Raw genomic sequence first — 20,381 nt, forward strand, 5'->3', positions numbered from 1 at the left:
CGCCGCGCGGCGAACCCTCTGCTCAGCCGGGCCAGTGCGCCGGCCGGGGGAGCCCGTCCGGGAGCCGGGTCGCCGCGTCGCCGCGCGCGGCGTCCAGCTGCGACGGAAGCAGGAACAGCACGCCGGTGAGGTCCGCGCCCCGCAGGTCCGCGTCGCGCAGGTCCGCGTCGCGCAGGTCGGCGCCGGTGACGTCGGCCGTGTGCAGGTCGGCCCGGCGCAGGTCCGCGGCGACCAGGCAGGCGCCCCGCAGGTTCGCCGCCCGCAGGTCCGCGCCCCGGAGGCGCGCCCCGAACAGGTCGGCTCCCCGGTGGTCCGCGCCGCCCCGGCTCCCGGGCACGGCGGCCGCGCGCACCTGCGCGCCGGTCGCCGCCAGCAGCGGGTTGACCTCGGCGCGCACGCCGCCCACGTCGAGGGCCAGCAGCTCGTCCGGGCGCCCACGGCTCAGCCGGTCGACGCGGGCCAGCGCCTCGCCCAGCGCGTCCCGAAGGTCGCCCTTCCGGGCCAGCCCGACCGCCTCGGTGAGGTACCGCAGCAGCTCGTGCAGCTGCCGCACCACCGGGAACACGGCGAACATCTCGCGCGCCAGGCCGTGGTTCCGCCGCCAGTCGCGGCCCCCGTACGTGGTCTGTGACACCTTCTGTCCGGCGCCGAGGCAGTCGTAGACGGCGCAGCCGGCCCAGCCGCGTTCGCGGAGGCGGGAGTGGATGCCGCAGCCGAAGCCGTCGCGGAGGTTGGCGCAGGGCGTCCCGGCCGGCTTGTCGACGGGGAAGTCGGACGAGGCGGCGAAGGGCAGCGCCACGCAGCACAGGGCGAAGCAGCGCGCGCAGTCCGCGCGCAGCGCCGCGGGTGCGGGCTCGTGTGCGGGTGCGGCGTCGGGTGTCACGGTGGGGCATCCTCGCACCGGCACCGGCACCGGCACCGGTTCCTGTTCACCCCGTTTTCCCGCGCGGCGGCGGACCCGTCGAGCGGGAGCCGGAACGGGCCGGGGCGTCGTCGGCCGGGCCCGGCGTCAGGTGGAGGCGCGGGAGAGCCAGGCGGTGAGGGAGGGCGCGGGCATGGGCCGGGCGTAGTAGTAGCCCTGCCCCGTGTCGCAGCCGATGCCGCGCAGCCGCTCCGCCTGCTCACGCCCCTCGACGCACTCCGCGGTGACCGTCAGCCCCAGCTCGTGCGCGAGCTGGACGAGCGCGGCCACGATGGTCTCGTCCGCGGGGTTCTCGTGCCGGGCGGTGCGGAAGCCGCGGACGAACGTGCCGTCCAGCTTCAGCGCGCGTACCGGGAGGCGGCTGAGGTAGGCGAGGTTGGAGTAGCCGGTGCCGAAGTCGTCGATGGCGATGCGCACGCCCATCTCGCTCAGCGCCTGCAACGCCTGGAGGGGGCGGCCGGCCGACCCCATCACCGCCGACTCGGTGAGTTCCAGCTGCAGCAGCCCCGGGGGAAGTCCCGTGTCGTCGAGGATGCGTTCGACATCGGCGACCAGGTCGGAGTCCCACACCTGCCGCACGGCCACGTTGACGCTGACGTAGACCGGGTCGTGCGGGCGGTCGTCGAGCCAGCGCCGCGCCTGCCGGCAGGAGGCGTCCAGCACCCACCGGCCGAGCGGCACGATGGCGCCGTTCTCCTCCGCGAGCCCGATGAAGCGGTCCGGCCCGAGGGTGCCGAACCGCGGGTGCCGCCACCGTACGAGGGCTTCGGCGCCGTGCAGCCTCTCGTCGTCCAGTCCCACGATCGGCTGGTACTCCAGCGCGAACTCGCCCCGCTCCAGGGCGGGTCTCAGCGTGCTCGACAGCGCCTGGCGGGTGACGCGGTGGGCGTTGCGCTCCGGGTCGAAGAGCGTCCAGCGGCCCTTTCCGTCGGCCTTCGCCCAGTAGAGGGTCGTGTCGGCGGCCTGCATCAGGCAGGTGGCGGTCGTGCCGGCGGCCGCGCGCTCCACCACGCCGATGCTGGCGGACACCGCGAGCCGCTGCCCGGCCAGGTCGATCGGCTGCTGGAGCGCCCGCAGCACCGACTGCGCGAGGCCGGTCACCTGCGCGGTGTCGGCGGTGCTCTCCACCAGTACGGCGAACTCGTCGCCGCCGAGCCGGGCCACCAGATGCCCCTCGTTCTCCACGCAGCTCGCCAGCCGTCGGGCCACCGCCTCGAGCAGCCGGTCGCCGACGCGGTGGCCGAGAGTGTCGTTGACCGCCTTGAAGCCGTCCAGGTCCAGGTAGCAGAGGCCCACACGGCCGGTGGCGGTCTCGCGCAGCGCGGCGGAGAGGCGTTCGAAGAACAGGGCGCGGTTGGGCAGCCGGGTCACGGGGTCGTGCATCTGGAGGTGCCGCAGGCGCTTCTGGAGCGCCCGGCGCTCGCTGATGTCCACCACCGACAGCAGCGCCCGGCCCTCCTCCGCGTCGGAGACGGGCGTGGTGGGAGTGACGGTGATCTCGGCCCAGAGAGAGTGGCCGTCGGCGTGCTTGAGCCGCCGGGTGCACGACATCCGGTCGGTCCGGCCGCGCAGCGCCTCGTGGTAGGCGCTGCGGGTGCGGCGGTCGGTGCCGATACCGGTCAGGTCGGCGATCGGGGCCGCGACGAGGGCGTCCGGGTCGGTGCCGAGCAGGGCGCCGAGCGCGCGGTTGGCGCTGCGCACCCGGCCCTCGTGGTCGACGACCGCCATCGCGAACTGCGCGGCGTTGAAGGCGGCGCGGAAGTCGCTGTCGCACGGGGCGGCGGGCAGCTGATCGTGGTCACCGTGCGTGAGGTTCTGCGGGGGAGTCGTCGAGGCGGTCGCGGCGTCATCGTCCGGTCCGCCGGAGGGTCCGTTCACCGATCGCTCCCCACGGGACTCGTCGCGTGCGGCGCCGGTCGGGTGACTGCCCTGGTCCACCTGGCGGCCGGTCCGCGCTGGAAATGTGCCGATCATAGAGGCTGTCCGAGCGGCCGGGCCAGCAGCGGCGCGGGGGCGCACGAGGCACGGCGTGCGCCTCGCGGGCGTACGCCCGCGCGGACGAGCGGTCCCCGAACGGCGTACCTGCGGCGCTTCGCCCGGGAGGGCGAGGGCTGGGCAGAACATCACGCACGGTGTCCGACACGGGGATAACCCGATCGGACTAACGGTAGGCGACGTACGGGGCGAAGCGGGACATGCTGGACGGGACCGAAATGGCTCGTCCAGGAGGTCATACGTGGCGGTTCCGTGGAGACGCGAGCGGGTGGAGGGCCGGCCGGTGCTGCGCCGCACCTCATCCGTGCTCACGTCCCTGGCCGCGATCATCGGCACCGCGCTGGTCGCCGGCCCGGCCACGGCCGTCGCTCCGCCCGGGGAGTGCGTCCTCCCGCGCACCGAGGCCCACCACACGGAGGGCGTCGACGGCTGGGACTCCGCCTATCCCCGTCCGGACCGCCGGGCGGACGCCCTGATGCTCTTCCTGTCCTTCCCGGACTGGGAGCCGATGATGAACCCCGGCGCGCTGGTGCGCGACCACTTCCCGACGACCTCGGACTTCTTCGCCCGCGCCTCCTACGACACCTTCTCCCTCGAGGTGCACCCGCGGAAGCGCTGGATCGAGATGCCCGCCACCTCCACTTCCTACGGCATACAGCGCGACTGGGACCCGGTGCTGCGCGGCGCCTACCTGCACGACGCCCTGAGCGCGGCCGACCCGCACGTCGACTTCTCCGACTACGACGTGGTCTATCTCGTCGCCGACCCGGACGCGCCCGGCGTGAACTCCGACGCGACCAAGGTCGTCAACTTCGAGGAGCCGGCCGTCCTGGACGGCCACGAGGTGGAGCGCGTCGTCACCGTCTTCGAACGCCACCCGCCCGACCGGTACGTCCTCGCCCACGAGACCGGCCACCTCTTCGACCTGCCCGACCTCTACCACCGGCCGGTCGACGGCGGCGCGGACTGGGACACGTTCGTCGGCGACTGGGACGTCATGGGCAGCCAGTTCGGACTCGCTCCGGACCTCCTCGGCTGGCACAAGTGGAAGCTCGGCTGGCTGGGGAAGCGGAACGTCGCCTGCGTGGCGGACGACACCGGCACCACCCGGCACACGCTGCGCGCGCTCGGGGCGCCGCTCGACCCGGGCTTCCTGCTGCGCCGCGACACCCGTCTCCTGGTGGTGCGCACCGGACCGCACGAGGTGCTGGCCGTCGAGGCGCGGGCCCCCGTCGGCAACGACATCGGGGTGTGCACCAGCGGGGTGCTGCTCTACCGGGTGCGTTCCGACGCCGACTCGGCGGAGGGGCCGGTGGAGGTGATCGACGGCCACCCGAAGAGTTCGGCGTGCCGGCGCAGCTCGGTCTACCCGCCGCTGGCGGACGCGCCGCTCGGCCTCGGCGAGCAGATCGTGTTGAAGGAGGCGGGCGGCATCCGCGTCCGCGTCGCGGACCGGGGCGCCGCGGACGGCGGCTGGTCCGTGCAGATCACCCGGGGTCCCGCGGCGACCCGGTGACCCCGGCCGACCCGGCGGATGCCCGCCGACCCGACCGCTCCCCGTGGGACACGTCGAAGGCCCCCCGCCGGAGCGGAGGGCCTTCGACCGTCTGTGCGCCGCCAGGGACTCGAACCCCGGACCCGCTGATTAAGAGTCAGCTGCTCTAACCAACTGAGCTAGCGGCGCCTGCTGACGTCGTAGACCTTAGCACCACGGTCCTGCGGAAAGAAAATCGATACCCGGCCCGTCCCGGACGGCCCGCCCGGACCCCCGGGACGCGGGCGGCGCACCTCCCGACCAGGCCGTACGTACGCGCGCACGTACGCCCACAGCAGCATCTCCGGCCCGGGCAGCCACGGGTGCCGCACGTCCGGCGCCACCAGCCAGCGCGAGGGGGACGCGGAACCGGCCGCAGGCGACAGCGGCGGGACCGTCACCGTGTCCCCGGCGCCGTGACAGAGCAGGCGGCGGCCGCCGGTCTCCCGGCGCGGGTCCGCGCGACGGCTGCCCCACTCCTCCCAGTCGAGCAGGGCCGGCAGCCGGCCGGCCGTACCGGGCGCGCAGAACAGCAGCATCCTGCCCTGGTGGACGGCGACCGGTCCGCTGCCCGGCCCCGTCGACCACAGCCGGTCCAGCAGTCGCCGCCCGTCCACCTGCGAGGCGGACACCACGTCGAACGCCGTGCCGCAGGGCAGCACACTGGGCGCGGTGGGGCGCAGCGCCCACAGGGCGTGCACGCTGCGCGGGAAGCAGCTCGCGGAGGCGAGCCAGTCGGCGCCGGCGAGGGTGACGTGGGCGGCGGGACAGTCGGCCGGATCGGCGGGGTTGCTCATGGCATATACATCTAGCGACCTCGCGGGGACGGAGTGTGGAATTGCCGGAAACCCGCACGGGAGAGACGGATGTCCGGTACCTTCCGTCCCTCGCGCTCCGGTGCGGCGCACGCTGCCGTGCCATGCGCCGGGGGCGTACCACGGGGTGGGGTGCGCCCGGCTGTTGCACCGGGGGACCGGTCGGCGTGACGTCAGTCGTGCGTGCGTTCGGAAAGCAGCTCGCGGCCGAACTCGATCATCTTGTGCGCGTAGTCCTCGGTCCAGTCCGCCCGTTCCGCGATCACGGCCGCGGGCAACCGGTCGAAGCGCTTGGGATCGGCGAGCTGAGCCGCCGCGACGGCCTGGAACTCCATGGCCCGGTCGGCGGCCGACCGGAACGCGAGCGTCAGCTCCGTCGCCCGTGACAGCAGCTCGCGCGGGTCCTCCAACGCGTCGAGGTCGAAGAAGTGCTCGTCCTCGCCGGAGGCCGCCGCGGGCTCGAAGAGCAGAGCGGCGGGACGCCGAAAACGCGGTGCGCCGCCGTTGCCGGCGGGGTCGGGAGCCGGGTGCGGCTCGGGCATGCGAGTACCTCCAGGTCGACTGCCACCCCCATTCTCCCCCCGAAGCGCGATCCGACTCCTCCTGGCGTGTCACGTCCGCAGCGGCCGGCCCGGCCCGTCTCGCACCGGGGCCGGCCGACCGGTGCCGCCCGCGGACGGCCGTCAGAGCGCCACGCGGTGCTCCGCGAGGAGGGCCAGCACCGCGTGGTTCGCCTCCCAGCCGTCGGGGAACTTCACGGTCACCCCGAGCTGCACCGGCTCCGTCGAGGGGTGATCGTCCAGCAGCTCCGGGACGCCCGCCCGGCACACCACGATGCAGGCGTGCCGGTGGCGCGAGGCGAGCACGCACAGGCGGCCCGTCTCCAGGTGGAACGCGGTGGCGTCCGGACGCCCGGACAGCGGATGCAGCACCACCGTGACGTCGAACTCCCGTCCCTGGAGCCGGTTCGCCGTGTCCACGACCACGTCCGTCACGTCACGGGCGGCGAGCGCGGCCCGCACCGCGGCGGCCTGGTCACGGTGCGCGGTGCCCACCGCGACCCGGTCCGCCGTCAACGGCACACCGTCGTGCGACCGTTCACTCCGCGTCTCGCCGTCCCGCGCCAGCAGCCGCCGCACCACGTCCGCCACCGCGGCGACCGCCTGCGGGTCCGTGCGCGGCGTGTGCCGGGCCGGCAGCTCCAGCAGGCCCCAGCCCGACGCCGCCGCCTCGTCGATCACCCGGTCCACGGGCGACGCGTCCGACGCCCCGGCGAACGCCAGCGTGCGGTCGCCCGGCCCCGTGCCGCTCGTGAACGGCGTGAACGGATAGAACGCACGGGAGACCAGCGGCGCCGCCGAGGCGGGCAGCCGCCAGGACACCGGCAGCCGGTGCTGCGGAAGGTCCGGATTGTGCGCGAGCAGTGTGCTCACCGCGCTCGCCGACGGGTCGTACGTCAGGCCCGCCCACTGCTCCACGCCGACCTGGCTGAACGGGTCGAGCTGACCCGGGTCGCCCACGAAGAGCGCCCGCTCGAACAGTCCGGCCACCGCCAGCAGGGCGTCCGACCGCATCTGGTACGCCTCGTCGACGATGGCGTGCTCCCACGGCGTGTCCGTCTTCACCCAGGCCCACTTGGCGGCCGTCGAGACCACCACGGGCAGCTCCGCGAGGTCGGCCGCCTTCGCCGACGGACGCACCGACGGATGCGCGTCCAGCACCCGGTCGTACGGCTCCGGGTCGCTGCTGTGCAGCCGCCCCACCAGAAGCTCGGGGTCCTCCCGCGCGAGACGGTCCACCAGGTCGTCCACCTGCGCGTTCGTCTGCGCCACGATCATCAGCCGCCGCCCGGCCGCGGCCAGTTCCCGTGCCGCGCGCACCACGAGCGTCGACTTGCCCGCCCCCGGCGGCGAGTCCACGACCACGCCGGGCCGGTCGCCGTGCAGCGTGTCCCGCAGGATGGCCGCCGTCGCCCGCGCCGCCGCCTCGCCGGGCGGCAGGCTCTCCCGCGCCCGCGCGAGGCTCACCACACCCGCCGCCGCGTCCGCGCGGGCGTCGCCGGTCACCGTCACAGGAAGTCCTCCGCGGTCTCGGGGTCGGGGGGATCGGCGGGCCGCAGCACCCGCACGGCGGCCTCCGCGCCGGCGTCGGGTGCGCCCTCACCACTGGTGGCGCCCTCGGCGGCGTCGACGAGGGCGGCGGGTGCGGCGCAACCGTCGGGCGGGCCTCCGTGCGTCCAGGGGGTGTCCTCCGGCTCCGGCAGGCCCGGTCCGCCCCGCGGACTGTGCTCGAAGAGCGTCCACACCAGACGGTCACCGGGTTCCGGGACGGAACCGGGCGCCGGCTCCTTGCCGCGTCCCATGCCGTTGGTCAGCCGCAGGGTGAGCAGACCCTCGCCCGGCACGCCGGCCGGCTCGGCACTCTGCTTGGTGACGCCGTCACCGAGCCTCCGGTGCACCGTGCCGCGCTCGGCCAGATGCGGCCTGTCGTCCGTGCGGACGGTCACCAGGGGGCGCGGTCGCGGCCGCTTCCCCTCCGACCACGCCTCCTCCACGCCGACCACGACCCCGGCGAACGCCTCCCCGGCCAGCCGGCGGGCGGCGGCCATGACCAGCGGGTCGTCCAGCGCCTCCTGCGCGTCCAGGCGGGCCTGCGCCTGCTCGCGCGAGGCCAGCTTGTTCGCCGCGGTCACCGCGTCGTCCCGCTTGGGCTGCGGCGGCTCGCCCGCGCGCACCCGGTCACGGTGGTGGGTGTAGGAGAAGCGGTCACGGCGCCACCGGTCGGCGACGCTCTCCCCCTCCGGCAGCGCACGCAGCAGGTCCACGCCGTGCCACACCGACCGCCATGTCGGCAGCAGCTGACTCTCGATCAGGTCGTGGATCTCCTGCTCCGCCCCCGTCAGCCCGGCGTCGAAGCGCTGGACGGCCGGTGCGAGCCGGTGGTTGTCGAACGCCGGGTCCGTCGCCGGACCGGCCGGCGGGGTGAGCAGCAGGCCCTTCGCGTCCCGGGCGGTCTCCGCCCGCAGCGCGGCTGCGGCGCCGTCGTCGCGGCCGTCCTCCGCGGCCTCGATCCAGGCCAGCAGCGCGCCCAGGTGCTGGTCCTCCAAGTGGCTCTGGCCGGTGGCCCAGTGCCGGGTGAGCAGCTCGGTCATCGCCACCAGCAGCGCGGAGCCGGGCACCCGGGCGCGCTCGCCGTAGTGCGTGAGCCAGCGGCCCAGCAGCGGCACGTGCGCCGGGGCGGGGTGCGGGGTCTCCGGGTCCTGCTCCGCGGTGCGCCGGAGGCGCGTCGACCGGCCCAGCAGGCGCACGAAGTCGACGCCGGGACCGTTCGGGACGATCAACTGCGGTGCGTCCGCACACAGTTCCGTCTCCTCGCTGCCCCGCTCCTCGTGCTCGACCTCGTCCTGGGCGGACTCCAGGTGCGGCAGCACGACCTCCGCGAGCGCGGCGAGGAACGCGAACCGCAGGTCGCGGTCGCGTGGCTGCGGCACCACCAGCAGCCGCGGCGCGTCCCGGTCGGTGCCGACGAGCGCGCCGAGCGGCGCCCCCGCCTCGCCCGCCGTGGTCAACGGCACCAGCACCATGGGCCGTTCGGCCAGATGACGGTGCCGCACGGTCGCGGCCGGCTGCGCACGTCCGGCCGCGACGGCCTCCATGCGCGCCAGCGCACCGATCAGCGACATGCCTCCTCCTTCCGCCTGGTCGACGCCTGCGGACCGCGGGTGCGCACCGCTCCGTGCGCCGCGCGTCCGCCGGGCCGGGTACGGAACGGCGTCGCGGAGCGCGGCAGAACGGCGGTCACAGAGCGCCGCCCCCGGCCGCACGGGAGGCGGCCAGCGCCTCGGCACGAAGGCGCGCGGCGCGGCGCAGCGCGGCGGCCGCCGGTTCGGCCCCACCCCCGGAGCCGTCGCCGTCGCTGCTGCCGTCGCCGGCCGCGGCCGCCGACAGCACCGCCTCCACCGAGGTCAGGCCCCCGAGTTCACCGCGCACCGAACGGCCCAGCGTGGTCACCGCGCCCGCCCTGCGGGCGGCGTCCCGGCAGTGGAACGCCAGCTCGCACCCGGCCAGGCACTCCGGGGCGTACTGCGCGGGCACCTCGGCCACGGCCGACGCCAGCCGCTCCGCCGGGAGCGTCGGCGCGAAGCTGGTGCCCTCGGGCACGTGGGCCGCGATCTCGTCCAGCCGGGTCAGCCGCGCGATCTGCCGACGGGTGCTCGCCACCTGCTTGCGCAGGTCCACGAGCGCCGCGGCGGGCAGGTTGGTGAAGTCCTTCGGGCACACCAGCAGCGCATGCGGCCGAACGGCCGGCTCGGTGTCCGCAGCGGAGCCGGAGAGGGGCACGGCCTCCAGCGCGAGCGCGTACACCGCCGCCTGCCGGGCCGCCGCGCCCACCTTCGCCGGATCGGCCGAACCGTCCAGCACCGGGAAGGACTTGATCTCCACGACCGTCCGGCTGCCGTCGGGGTGCACGGCCACGGCGTCCGGCTCCAGATACACCGGCGAGCCCGCGACCCGCAGCGTCAGCATCGGGTGGTCCAGCAGCGCCCAGCCGCCCGCCGCCGTCGCCTCCGCGAGCGCGAGCCGGGTGCGCTCCGCCCGCCCCGCCGGGCCGGCCGCCGCCAGGTCCGGCACCGCCACCTCGCCCGGCTCCGACGGCGCGGCCTCCCCGGTACGCCCGCACAGCAGCCGTATCAGCTCGGCGCCGCCGTCCCCCTTGACCCGGGCCTCGAACGCGTTGCCGCGGACGAAGGCGAACTGCGACTGGCCGAACGCGGCCGGCGCCCCCAACGCCTCGGCCAGCGCGGCCTTGTCGACCCCGGCGCCGTCGAGCAGCGCACGGCGGCGGCAGCCGGGGTTGGCCGCGAGGGCGGCCAGCGCCCGCGCGTCCAGCGGGCGGGGCGGCACGTCCGGGCCTCCTCGCAGTTCGGCGAGCCGCCGGTGCAGGGCGGAGTGCGGGGCCGGCACGGCGGAGGTGCCGGGGGAAGTCGTCATAGGCTCACGCCTCGGGCGTCGTCGGTCTTTCCGTATCGAGCCGCAGTGTCGCATCCGGCACCGACAACGCCCGCCGACCGGGTCCGCGGAACGGGCCCGCCGCCGGGTGATGATGGGGCGCGCACGCAGCGCACGCACCCCGGACACTCGGCGAGAGGCGGCTTCCCGGTCATGGCAGCACCCCGCATCCTGCTGGTACGGCACGGCGAGACGGAATGGTCCCGCAGCGGCCGGCACACCGGACGTACCGACGTACCGCTCCTCGACGAGGGGCGGCGGATGGCCGAACGGCTCGGCGCGCGCCTGCACCGCGCGCCCTGGAACGGCCTGCCCGACGTGGAGGTCCGCACCAGCCCGCTCGCCCGCGCCCGCGACACCTGCGAGCTGGCCGGATTCGGTGACCGCGCCACCGAGTGGGACGCCCTGCGCGAATGGGACTACGGCGCCTACGAGGGGATGACCTCGACGGAGATCCGCGCGCAGGTCGGCGGCGACTGGCAGGTCTGGCGCGACGGGGTGCGGGACGGCGAGTCGCCGGCCGACCTGTCGCGGCGCGCCGACGAGATCGTGGCCTGGGCGCGGTCGGCGGACCGCGACGTGCTGGTCTTCGCGCACGGTCACCTGCTCCGAGCGCTCGGCGCCCGCTGGCTCGGCGAACCCGTCGGCCACGGCGCCCGGCTGGTCCTGGACCCGGTCGGCCTGTCCGTCCTCGGCTGGGCCTACGACGCCCCCGCCCTCTCCCGCTGGAACGACACCGGCCACCTCGGTTAGGGCCCCGGCCGCGCAGACGTCCGGGACCTGGCGGCCGGGGGAACGCCGCCCGGGCGGAGGTCTGCACGGCGAGGCCGTCGTCGATATCCTGCGGCCATGACCGCGCCGGAGACGACCTGCCCCGTGTGCGGGTCCGCAGAGTACGAGGAAGGCTACGTCGACGGCCTGGGCCCGGGTTCGTCACTGGTCGGGTGGTCGCCTGGCGCGAGGTCCGCCGCCTCCTTCCGGGGCTTCCGGCAGAAGCGGCGGGGCCGCGCCCTGGTGGCGTGGCGCTGTGTCGGGTGCGACCGGCTCGAATTCTTCGCCCGCGGGCAGCTGTAGTTCCGGCCCGCCGCTCCCCGGGGCTGCCCGGCCGTCTGCACGGCGGACCGCTCCGCCTCCCGCGCGCGGCACGCGTTACGCCCGCTCGGCGCGGGGGACGGGGAGGCGGGGCAGCAGGGCGGAGACGGCCGGTTCGCGGCGGTGGGGGGCGAGGCGGGACGCGGTGACGGCCAGCATGCCGCGGATGCGCGTCGACTTGACCGGCCTCAGCAGTTCGAGCACGTGCGACGCGGCGGCCGCGGCCTCGTCGGGTCGGCCCGCGGCGGCCAGGTCACCGGCCAACTCGGCGGTGAAGAGCGCCCGGTTGCGTACGAAATGCGGCTCCTGGAGGGCGACCGCGCGCCGGGCGTGCACCACGGCGGGTCCCCAGGCCCCCAGCGCCGACCAGCACTGCGACTCCAGGCCCGCCATCTCCGCCTCGCCGAAGAACGTCATCCACGGCGGGTCGTCGTCACACGGTCCGCGTGCGAAGAGGCGGTGCGCCCGTACGAGGGCGTCCTCGCAGGCGGAACGGTCGTCGAGCCCCGCCCACCCGCCGGCCTCGCGCAGGGTCAGCAGCGACAGCAGGCGGGAGGAGCCGAGGTGCCGGGCGGCCTGGTGTCCCGCCTGTGCCGCGCGTACGGCCTCCCGGGGGCGGCCGGCGTCCCGCGCGAGGAAGGCGGTGTTGCAGAAGGCGTGTGCCTCCAGAGCCGGGTCCCCGGAGACGCGCGCGGTGGCGAGGGCCTCCGCGTAGTGGGAGCGGGCGTCGGCGAAGCGGCCGGAGTCGTGCGCCAGCCAGCCCACGGAGATGGCCAGTTCACCGGCCCCGGAGTGCAGCCGGTCCGCGACCGCGCGGCGTGTGGTCCCCGCGTCGAGGTAGGCGTAGGCGGACTGCAGGGCCGTGCCCGCGCGGCGGTAGAGGCCGTCGGCGCCGTGCCGGTCGTCCAGCAGGCGGATGCGGTGGACGGCGTCCTCCACCGCTGCGGCCTCCGTCCCGCCGGCGCGGCGGACGGTCGTCGTGGCGCCGCCCGGGCCGGTGTTCCGTCCGTCGCCGGTCAGGGAGACGGCGACCAGGGCGGCCGGGCCGCCGGTCATGAAAGCGCGACGTAGCACGTCGCTCTCCTCGTCGTTCTCGTTCGTGATCGCGTACTCGGCGTCGTGCTCTGCACCGGGGTGGTGCGCGGGCCGGTCGTGGTCGACGACGGTCCCGGCGGCGTCCGCCCGGCGCGTCAGGGCGGACGGAGGCGTGGTCTCACCTCCGCGCGCCCCTCGCACACGTGCGGCGCGCCCGCGGACCGACTCCCGTGGTGCGAAGCCGAGGTCGGCGAGCGTGCGGCCGGGGAACATGTGCAGGAACACCCGCTCGTAGGCGTAGTTGGGGCACCGGATCTCTCCGGCCTCCACCCGGCCCACGTAACGGGCGTCGCACGCTACCTGTTCACCGATCTCACGCGCCGACCTGCGTACCGCTGCTGCGAATTCCCCTGGTGATAGCGGACCCCGCAGTCCTCGGAAGGCCGTGTTGGGTCCGCGTCTCGGCCCCGGTGACGTGGAGGGTGACGACGCCATGGCCGGACCGTACCGGCTGTGACGGGAGCACCACACACGGTTTGGCCACAAAACGGAATTCCCCACCGTGATCTGCCATGAACTGCCATCCTTTGCAGCGTTCCGCCGCCGTGGCCGTTGACGCCGCCGCGCGTTGGACTCGGCACAGCGACGAGTCGAGGAGGCGCACGTGCGGGACAGCGGAGTGAGGGCGAGCAGTTCGGTTGCCGGCGCGATCCGCCTGCCCGAGGAGCCGTGCGACCTGGTGACCGTGCCGGCCCGGCAGGGGATGGAGGCCGTCGACATCCTGCGGCTCCGGGAGGGCGTCGGCCAGGTGCTGCACGACGGGCCCTGCGACACCCTGGGCTTCCTGGTGCCGCCGGGCACTGCGGCGGCCTGGGACCTGCCGGGCAGTGCCTGTACCCAGACCTTCCAGACCGGTCCGCGGCCCCTCGCCGAGCCTCCGGTCAGCGGCACCGGATGGCTGGTGCCGCCGGAGGGCGCGCAGCTGCGCACCACCGAGCCGGCCCGGCTGCGCGCCGCGCTCGGTGAGGCGGCCCGCACCATCGAGGCCGTCGACCGCTGCCGCTGAGCCCGGCCGACGCTCGCCCGGCCACGCGTCACCACCGGCCGCCGGCACCCCGTCCTCGCCGGCCGCCGGCCCCGGCCGGCGACCGGCCGTCCTCCCCGGCCGCGCCGCCCGCGATACTGGAGGGTGTGGCGAGGAGACGACGGGACGACGCGGGCCGGCGTCGCACGCGGCAGCACCGCGAGGAGCCGGCCGAACCGGTCGGCGGCGGACTCGCCCGGCTGGAGCCGGACCCGGACCGTCCGCGCGCCTGGACGCTCACCGTGGACGACGCCCCGCAGTCGCACGTCGACCTGGACGATCCGGCGTACCTGGACTTCGCCTATCAGCGCCGCCTCGGCCACGTGCTCGACCTGGCCGCGCCGCCGGGCCGCCCGCTGCGCGTGCTGCACCTCGGCGGCGGCGCCCTGACCCTCGCGCGGTACGTCGCCGTGACCCGCCCCCGCTCCACGCAGCAGGCCGCCGAGACCGACACCGCGCTGACCGCCTTCGTACGCCGTGCACTGCCGCTGGACGCCGGGTGGCGGATACGGGTGCGGTCCGGCGACGCCCGCGCGGTGCTGGCCCGCGTACCGGACGGCTGGGCCGACGTGGTGCTGAGCGACGTCTTCCACGGAGCACGCACGCCCGCCCATCTGACCAGCGTGGAGTTCGTCGCCGACGGGCGGCGCGTGCTGCGCCCCGGCGGGGTGTGGGCGGCCAACCTCGCCGACGGCGGCGGGCTGACGCACCTGCGCGGGCAGGTGGCGACGGTGCGCGAGGTCTTCCGCGAGGTGTGCGCCGCGGCCGACCCGGCGGTGCTGCGCGGGCGGCGGTTCGGCAACGTCGTGCTCGCGGCGTCCGACGCGGGCCTCGACGTGGCCGAGCTGACCCGGCGGGTCGCCGGAGACCCGCACCCCGGCCGGGTCGAACACGGCGCTGCGCTGGCGGCGTTCGCCGCCGGGGCGAAGCCGGTGACGGACGCGACCGCCGCGCCCTCACCGGCCCCGCCGGCCGGTTCGTTCTAGCCCGCGGCCCCCGGATCGCCCGGCAGCAGGCCGGTCCGGCACACCTCGGCGTACCAGGCGGCGCTGGACTTCGGCGTGCGGCGCTGCGTGGCGTAGTCGACGTGCACGGCGCCGAAGCGCTTGGTGTACCCGTAGGCCCACTCGAAGTTGTCGAGCAGCGACCACAGGAAGTAGCCCCGCACGTCCGCGCCCTCGGCCATCGCCCGGTGCACCGCGGCGAGGTGGCCGTGCAGGTAGGCGATGCGCTCCGGGTCGTCCACCCGGCCGGCGGCGTCCGGCTCGTCCGCGCAGGCCGCGCCGTTCTCCGTGATGTACAGCGGCAGCCCGGGAACTTCCCGGGTGAACCCCAGCAGCAGGTCCGACAGGCCGGTCGGGTCGATGCTCCAGCCCATGTCGGTGCGCGCGCCCGGGGGTTGGTGGAAGGCGACCCGACCGGCCCCCGGCCAGGGGGAGTGGGTGCTGGCGCCGTGGCCGTCGCTGCGCTCCACGTCGCCGCTGTCGACCGCCGACACCAGGGACGGGGTGTAGTAGTTGACGCACAGCGCGTCCAGCGGCTGGTGGATCAGTTCCAGGTCGCCGTCCCGCACGCAGGACCAGTCGGTGATCCGGGCGGTGTCCGCGAACAGGTCCTCGTCGTAGCGGCCGTGCAGCATCGGGCCGGTGAAGACGCGGTTGGCGAGCGCGTCGATGCGCCGCGCCGCGTCCCGGTCCGCCTCGGAGTCCGAACGGGGGCGCACCGCAGCGGGGTTGAGGCTGACCATCGCCTGCGCCCGGGACGGCAGCACCGTGCGCAGCGCGGAGACGCCCAGCCCGTGGGCGAGGTTGAGGTGGTGGGCGGCGTGCAGCGCGGCGGCCGGGTCGGTGCGGCCCGGCGCGTGCACCCCGGAGCCGTAGCCGAGGAAGGCGCTGCACCAGGGCTCGTTGAGGGTGGTCCACATCTCCACCCGGTCGCCCAGCGCCTCCCCGACCAGCGCCGCGTAGTCGGCGAAGCGGTAGGCCGTCTCACGGGCCGGCCAGCCGCCCGCGTCCTCCAGCTCCTGCGGGAGGTCCCAGTGGTAGAGGGTCAGCACCGGCGTGATGCCCGCGTCGAGCAGTTCGTCGGTCAGGGCGCGGTAGAAGTCCAGTCCCTGCTGGACGGCCGGGCCGCGCCCGGTGGGCTGCACCCGGGACCAGGAGACGGAGAAGCGGTAGGCGCCGAGGCCGAGCCGCGACATCAGCGCCACGTCGTCCCGGTAGCGGTGGTAGTGGTCGCACGCGACGTCGCCGGTGTCGCCGTTCAGCGTCCGGCCGGGGGTGTGGGAGAAGGTGTCCCAGATGGACGGCGTGCGTCCGTCCTCCCGCGCCGCCCCCTCCACCTGGTAGGCGGCGGTGGACGCACCCCACACGAAGCCGGGCGGAAACCGGCGGGTCGCGGATTCCGTCGTCGAGGGGGCCGGAGTTGCTGCAGTCATGGAAGCGCTCCCAATTCAGGTCTGGGCCGTCCGCCCGGAACAGTCACGTCAAGAGGGTCCGGCGGGCCGGCGTCGTCACGAGTGGTTGCGGGTCAGCCCTTCACGGCGCCCTGCATGATGCCGCCGACGATCTGTCTGCCGAACAGGGCGAAGACCAGCAGCAGCGGCAGTGTGCCCAGCAGCGATCCCGCCATGATCACCGACTGGTCGGGGATGTAGCCGCGGTCGAGGCCGGTGAGGGCGACCTGGACGGTCGGGTTCTCCTGCGTCAGCGCGATGATCGGCCAGAAGAACTCGTTCCAGGCGAGCACGAAGGTCAGCATGCCGAGGACCGCCATCGCGGGCCGGGCCACCGGGAAGACCACGTGCCACACGACGCGAAGGCTGTGCGCGCCGTCCACCCGGGCGGCCTCGATCAGCTCCGTCGGCAGCGCGCTGACCAGGTACTGCCGCATGAAGAACACGCCGAACGCGCTCACCATCATCGGCAGGATCACCGCCTGGAGCTGGTTGGTCCACTCCAGTTCGGCGATCGCCATGTACAGCGGCACCACGCTGAGCTGCGGCGGGACCATCATCGTCCCGATCACCAGCAGCATCAGCAGGTTCTTCGCGCGGAACCGCAGTTTGGCGAAGGCGAAGCCGGCCAGCGTGCCGAAAAGCACCGTGGCGACCGTGACGGAGCCGGCGACCACGACGGTGTTGAACAGCGCCAGCCCCATGTTGGCGTCGAACCACGCCGTCCAGAGGTTGGTGAACAGGTTCTGGCCGAACCAGAACGGCGGCGGCGTCTCGGCGAGCCGTTCGTTGTCGCGCGAGGCGGCGATCGCCGTCCACACCAGCGGGAACAGCGAACCGACGGTGAAGACGGTCAGCACCGTGTACGTGATCCAGCCGCCGTGCAGGTGCCTGCCGGCCCGTCGCGCCCCGGGCCGTGCCGGGCGGCGGGCCGTCGGGTGTGCCATGGCGTGCCTCCTCACTGGCTCTTGCCGAGCCGACGGGCGAACAGCCAGTTGACCAGGCCGATCACCACCAGGATCAGGAACATCGTCCAGGCGATGGCGGAGGCCCGGCCGAGATGGAAGTTCACCCAGCCCTGCTCGTACAGGTAGAGGCCGAGCGTCTGGTACTGCCCCGAGGCGCCGCCCGACGCGGTGGTCCCGAAGAGCAGCGGTTCGCCGAAGAGCTGCGTCGCGCCGATCGTGGAGACGACGACGGTGAACAGGATCGTCGGCCGCAGCGACGGCACCGTGACGTGCCGGAACTGCTGCCACCGGGACGCGCCGTCCAGGGCTGCGGACTCGTACAGGTCGTGCGGCACGGCCTGCATCGCCGCCAGGTAGATCAGTGCGTTGTAGCCCGTCCAGCGCCAGATGACGATGGTGGACACGGCGATCTTCGAGGTCCAGTCACCGGACTCCCAGGCGATGCCGTCCACGCCGAAGAAGCCCAGCACCCAGTTGATCATTCCGTAGTCGCGGCCGTAGAGCATGGCGAAGACCAGCGTGGCGGCGGCCACCGAGGTCGCGTACGGGGTGAGCAGGGCGACCCGGTAGAACGTCGAGCCGCGCAGCCTGTAGTTCAGCAGGTGTGCCAGGCCGAGGGCCATGAGCAGCTGCGGAACGGTCGAGAGGACGCCGATGACGAACGTGTTGCCCAGGGCGTTCCAGAAGAAGTCGTTCCGGATCAGCTGGGCGAAGTTCTCCAGGCCCGCCCACTCCATGTCCGTCGGCGCGTGCAGCGAGACGCGGTGCAGCGACGCCCACCCGGTGTAGAGCAGGGGGAAGAGGCCGAAGGCGGCGAAGGCGAGGAAGAACGGTGCGATGAGCGCGTACGGGCTCCAGCGGGCGTCGCGCTGGTAGCGCCGGCTGCGCCGGGCGGCCCGCCGCGCGGCGGACGCCCGGTCGGCGTCGCCGGACGGCGCCCCGCGGCGACGCTTCGGGCCGCCCTCGCCGCTGCCGCTCGGGGGGCGCGACCGGGCCGGGGCCGCGCCCCCCGGAGGAGCGGGGGGCGCGGCGTCGAGACGTTCGGAGGTCATGCGCACAGCTCCGGTCAGCCGAGGGCGTTGTCGATGGACTTGACCGCGGAGTCCCAGCCTTCTTCGGGCGACTTGCCCTGCTGCTCCACCTGCCGGATGCCTTCGGCGAGGGTCTCGGCGACGATCTGGTCCTTCGGGCCGAGGATCTGGACCGGGACGCCCTTCGCGGCCTCGGTGAAGATCTTCCCGGTCGGGGCGTCGCCGTAGTACGCGTGCGTGGCCTCCTCGACCTCGGGCAGCGCGAACGCGGCCTGCGAGCTGGGGAAGCTGCCCCGCTTCTGGAAGAGCTTCGCCTGCTGCTCCGGCGCGGTCAGCCAGGCGGCGAGCTTGACGGCCTCCTCACGGTTCTTCGCGTTCTCCGGCACGCCGAGGAAGGAGCCGCCCCAGTTGCCGGGGCGAGGGGCGTCGGCGACGTCCCAGGTGTCGGCGTTCTTCTTGCCCGCCTTGCTCTCGATGTAGCCGAGCATCCAGGCCGGGCACACCACGGTCGCGAAGTCGCCGTTGGCGTACGCCTGGTCCCACGCGGGGGTGAACTGCTGGAGCTTCGCGCTCAGCTTGCCCTCGGCCGCCCGCATGGACAGGTCCCAGGACGTCTCCACGGCCTCGCTGTCCTGGTAGACCAGCTCGCCGCTCTCGTCGTAGTAGCGCTCGGCGTAGCTGGAGACCGCGCCGTTGTAGAGCCCGGCGGCGCTGTCCATGAAGCTGGTGCCGGACGGGGCGTTCTCCGCGTACGTCTCGCCCGCGTCCACGTACTTGGCCCAGTCGTCCGCCCACAGGTCGGAGACCTTCTCCCGGTCGGTGGGCAGCCCGGCCTTCTCGAAGAGGTCCTTGCGGTAGCAGACCGCCATCGGTCCGGTGTCCGTGCCGAGGCCGATGACCTTGCCGTCCTCGGTGGTGGCCTGCTCCCACTTCCAGTCCAGCCAGTTCTCCTTCTTCACGCCCGCGGCGTCGGAGAGGTCGACGAACTTGTCGGCCTGGAGGGTGGCGACCTCCTTGATGTTGCCGACTTCGACCGCCTGGATGTCCTGGAGGCCGGCCCCGGCCGTCAGGTGGTTGAGCAGCGCGGGGTAGTAGTCGGCGTTCTGCGCGGTGACGTTCTCCTTGATGACGACGTCCGGGTGGAGGCGCTCGTACTCGTCGTAGAGCCCGGCCTCCTTGAACCCGAAGGTGCCGAAGAGGCCGACGGTGACCTCGGTCTTGCCGTTCGCGGCCGTGCTGCCGCCGTCCCCGGCGCAGCCGGAGAGCAGCCCGGCGCCCAGGGCCGCGGCGATCCCGAGCGACGTCAGCCGCCGGGCCGATCTGCGTGTGGTGCGGGTCGTGCGTCGGTACTGGCTGTGCATCGCATCCTCCCGAACGTGTACGGAACCTGAAGGCGATCAGGTCCTTGGGAGCGCTCCCAGATGTGATGAGTTGAAGGGTTGCCCAGTGCGTCCGGGGTGTCAAGAGACGGGGAGAGACCATGTCGACACCGTGATGAAGCGGGTGTGCGGGCTCCTCCGCGCCGGTGCGGTGTCACCGCCCGCGAACCTTTGGCCCGGTACCCGGCGTCACCTGCACGGACCCCCGGGCCGGCTGGCGATGCGTCACCCCTGTGGACACGCCCCGGATGCGACGCACCGTCGGCTCCCGTTTGCTCGCAGCTATGAATGCAGCAACGCGACGCCCGATAGCAGCTCTACGCCGCGCCGCCTGCGGCTCGCTGACGGCGGCTCTGCTCGTCGGCGGCAGCTGGGGACTCGCCTCCCCGGTCGCGGCGACCCAGCCGGCCCACACGCACGACGACCCGCTGGGGGCGGGTCCCCACACCCTCGGCGGGCCCTGGTTGTCGGACCTCCCCGCGCTCTACGGAGGCTGGCGGTCCGGGCCGCCGGAGTCCTGGGCCAGCCCCGTCACCGGGTCGACCGTCTCCGCGCCGTACGGCATCCGCGGCGACTGGGCGGCGGGTCACCACACCGGCGTGGACTTCGCCGTCCCCGTCGGCACCCCGGTGCACTCCGTCGGGTCCGGCAAGGTCGTGTTCGCCGGCTGGTCCGGCGCCTACGGCAAGGCCGTGACCGTCCGGATGGACGACGGCAAGTACACCCTCTTCGCCCACCTGTCGAGGATCGACGTCGAGGAGGGCGACCGGGTGAAGGCCGGCACCGTGCTCGGCGAGTCCGGCAACACCGGCCGCAGCACCGGGCCCCACCTGCACTTCGAGGTGCGCGAGGGGCGTGACTACGGCACGGACGTCAACCCCGTCGCCTACTTGGAGGAGCGCGGCGTCGAGGTCGTCTGACGAGCCGTCCGGCCGCGTCGGTCTCCCCGCCCGCCCGGCACCGTCCGCCACCCGCGCCGTCCGCGGCCCGTCCCGCACAGAGCGGGACGGGCCGCGGCACGCCGGTCGGTCGCCTGCTCCACACCTGGTCCGCCGGTCCCGG

The 20,381-nt window shown here is 74.5% G+C and carries 17 protein-coding genes and 1 tRNA gene; 5 read left to right on the plus strand and 13 right to left on the minus strand.

The features are described from left to right. Positions 1-22: 22 nt before the first annotated feature. The gene (locus K304_RS0109375) at positions 23-883 is read right to left on the minus strand and encodes a pentapeptide repeat-containing protein (protein WP_027763536.1); all 861 of its coding nucleotides are present in this window, start codon (positions 881-883) and stop codon (positions 23-25) included. Between the two features lie 126 nt (positions 884-1,009). Next, positions 1,010-2,896 carry an EAL domain-containing protein gene (locus tag K304_RS0109380; protein ID WP_078528825.1) on the minus strand — a complete coding sequence of 629 codons (1,887 nt, stop codon included), beginning with the start codon at positions 2,894-2,896 and terminating at the stop codon, positions 1,010-1,012. A 262-nt stretch (positions 2,897-3,158) separates the two neighbouring features. Here K304_RS0109380 and K304_RS0109385 point away from each other — a divergent pair, with 262 nt between their 5' ends. After that, positions 3,159-4,433: a M6 family metalloprotease domain-containing protein gene (locus K304_RS0109385; protein WP_027763538.1), complete on the plus strand. Its 1,275-nt coding sequence runs from the start codon at positions 3,159-3,161 to the stop codon at positions 4,431-4,433. A 94-nt stretch (positions 4,434-4,527) separates the two neighbouring features. On the opposite strand, the gene K304_RS0109395 is transcribed toward K304_RS0109385, so the two are convergent. The 6 genes from K304_RS0109395 to K304_RS0109420 form a co-directional block, all read right to left on the minus strand. Further along, a tRNA-Lys gene (locus K304_RS0109395) sits at positions 4,528-4,601 on the minus strand. Continuing rightward, complete coding sequence (locus K304_RS32040) at positions 4,592-5,248, minus strand: bifunctional DNA primase/polymerase (RefSeq protein ID WP_027763539.1); 657 nt, start codon at positions 5,246-5,248, stop codon at positions 4,592-4,594. The genes K304_RS0109395 and K304_RS32040 overlap by 10 nt, the downstream gene beginning before the upstream one ends. 191 nt (positions 5,249-5,439) lie before the next feature. Then, positions 5,440-5,808, minus strand: a complete 369-nt coding sequence (locus K304_RS0109405; protein ID WP_027763540.1) for a hypothetical protein — start codon at positions 5,806-5,808, stop codon at positions 5,440-5,442. A 141-nt stretch (positions 5,809-5,949) separates the two neighbouring features. Beyond that, positions 5,950-7,293, minus strand: a complete 1,344-nt coding sequence (locus tag K304_RS0109410; RefSeq protein WP_027763541.1) for a DEAD/DEAH box helicase — start codon at positions 7,291-7,293, stop codon at positions 5,950-5,952. Positions 7,294-7,334: 41 nt separating this feature from the next. After that, positions 7,335-8,948 (minus strand): hypothetical protein, encoded by a 1,614-nt coding sequence (locus K304_RS28145; RefSeq protein ID WP_078528859.1) that lies wholly within the window; start codon positions 8,946-8,948, stop codon positions 7,335-7,337. A gap of 115 nt (positions 8,949-9,063) precedes the next feature. Beyond that, the gene (locus K304_RS0109420) at positions 9,064-10,257 is read right to left on the minus strand and encodes a hypothetical protein (protein WP_106965559.1); all 1,194 of its coding nucleotides are present in this window, start codon (positions 10,255-10,257) and stop codon (positions 9,064-9,066) included. A 171-nt stretch (positions 10,258-10,428) separates the two neighbouring features. On the opposite strand from K304_RS0109420, the gene K304_RS0109425 reads away from it, so the two are divergent. Further along, a complete protein-coding gene (locus K304_RS0109425) occupies positions 10,429-11,028 on the plus strand; it encodes a histidine phosphatase family protein (RefSeq protein ID WP_027763543.1) in 600 nt (199 codons plus the stop codon). Between the two features lie 396 nt (positions 11,029-11,424). Here the strand turns inward: K304_RS0109425 and K304_RS0109435 are convergent, their stop codons facing one another. Further along, positions 11,425-12,897, minus strand: a complete 1,473-nt coding sequence (locus K304_RS0109435; RefSeq protein ID WP_027763545.1) for an NsdA family TPR-like regulatory protein — start codon at positions 12,895-12,897, stop codon at positions 11,425-11,427. Between the two features lie 169 nt (positions 12,898-13,066). Between K304_RS0109435 and K304_RS28150 the strand changes: the two genes are divergently transcribed. Both K304_RS28150 and K304_RS0109445 read left to right on the plus strand, forming a co-directional pair. Beyond that, on the plus strand, positions 13,067-13,468 hold the full coding sequence (locus tag K304_RS28150) for a hypothetical protein (RefSeq protein ID WP_078528829.1): 402 nt from the start codon (positions 13,067-13,069) through the stop codon (positions 13,466-13,468). A 125-nt stretch (positions 13,469-13,593) separates the two neighbouring features. Then, positions 13,594-14,472 carry a fused MFS/spermidine synthase gene (locus K304_RS0109445; protein WP_027763546.1) on the plus strand — a complete coding sequence of 293 codons (879 nt, stop codon included), beginning with the start codon at positions 13,594-13,596 and terminating at the stop codon, positions 14,470-14,472. On the opposite strand, the gene K304_RS0109450 is transcribed toward K304_RS0109445, so the two are convergent. The 4 genes from K304_RS0109450 to K304_RS0109465 form a co-directional block, all read right to left on the minus strand. Continuing rightward, on the minus strand, positions 14,469-15,923 hold the full coding sequence (locus tag K304_RS0109450; protein ID WP_027763547.1) for a GH1 family beta-glucosidase: 1,455 nt from the start codon (positions 15,921-15,923) through the stop codon (positions 14,469-14,471). The two genes, K304_RS0109445 and K304_RS0109450, sit on opposite strands and share 4 nt — an antisense overlap. Positions 15,924-16,015: 92 nt before the next feature. Next, entirely contained in the window at positions 16,016-16,888 is an 873-nt protein-coding gene (locus K304_RS0109455; protein ID WP_027763548.1) for a carbohydrate ABC transporter permease, read from the minus strand. An 11-nt stretch (positions 16,889-16,899) separates the two neighbouring features. Further along, a complete protein-coding gene (locus K304_RS0109460; RefSeq protein WP_027763549.1) occupies positions 16,900-17,961 on the minus strand; it encodes a carbohydrate ABC transporter permease in 1,062 nt (353 codons plus the stop codon). Between the two features lie 14 nt (positions 17,962-17,975). Next, complete coding sequence (locus tag K304_RS0109465) at positions 17,976-19,301, minus strand: extracellular solute-binding protein (RefSeq protein ID WP_027763550.1); 1,326 nt, start codon at positions 19,299-19,301, stop codon at positions 17,976-17,978. 302 nt (positions 19,302-19,603) lie between these two features. Here K304_RS0109465 and K304_RS28155 point away from each other — a divergent pair, with 302 nt between their 5' ends. Continuing rightward, entirely contained in the window at positions 19,604-20,239 is a 636-nt protein-coding gene (locus K304_RS28155) for a M23 family metallopeptidase (protein ID WP_486591611.1), read from the plus strand. Positions 20,240-20,381 lie beyond the last annotated feature (142 nt).

Source organism: Streptomyces sp. CNS606, from assembly GCF_000426325.1.

Excerpts from the sequence above, each read along its gene's own strand:
- K304_RS0109380 (WP_078528825.1), bottom strand. The coding sequence starts at position 2,896 with ATGATCGGCACATTTCCAGCGCGGACCGGCCGCCAGGTGGACCAGGGC.
- K304_RS32040 (WP_027763539.1), bottom strand. The coding sequence starts at position 5,248 with ATGAGCAACCCCGCCGATCCGGCCGACTGTCCCGCCGCCCACGTCACC.
- K304_RS0109405 (WP_027763540.1), bottom strand. The coding sequence starts at position 5,808 with ATGCCCGAGCCGCACCCGGCTCCCGACCCCGCCGGCAACGGCGGCGCA.
- K304_RS28145 (WP_078528859.1), bottom strand. The coding sequence starts at position 8,948 with ATGTCGCTGATCGGTGCGCTGGCGCGCATGGAGGCCGTCGCGGCCGGA.
- K304_RS0109420 (WP_106965559.1), bottom strand. The coding sequence starts at position 10,257 with ATGACGACTTCCCCCGGCACCTCCGCCGTGCCGGCCCCGCACTCCGCC.
- K304_RS0109425 (WP_027763543.1), top strand. The coding sequence starts at position 10,429 with ATGGCAGCACCCCGCATCCTGCTGGTACGGCACGGCGAGACGGAATGG.
- K304_RS0109435 (WP_027763545.1), bottom strand. The coding sequence starts at position 12,897 with ATGGCGTCGTCACCCTCCACGTCACCGGGGCCGAGACGCGGACCCAAC.
- K304_RS0109450 (WP_027763547.1), bottom strand. The coding sequence starts at position 15,923 with ATGACTGCAGCAACTCCGGCCCCCTCGACGACGGAATCCGCGACCCGC.
- K304_RS0109455 (WP_027763548.1), bottom strand. The coding sequence starts at position 16,888 with ATGGCACACCCGACGGCCCGCCGCCCGGCACGGCCCGGGGCGCGACGG.
- K304_RS0109460 (WP_027763549.1), bottom strand. The coding sequence starts at position 17,961 with ATGACCTCCGAACGTCTCGACGCCGCGCCCCCCGCTCCTCCGGGGGGC.
- K304_RS0109465 (WP_027763550.1), bottom strand. The coding sequence starts at position 19,301 with ATGCACAGCCAGTACCGACGCACGACCCGCACCACACGCAGATCGGCC.
- K304_RS28155 (WP_486591611.1), top strand. The coding sequence starts at position 19,604 with ATGAATGCAGCAACGCGACGCCCGATAGCAGCTCTACGCCGCGCCGCC.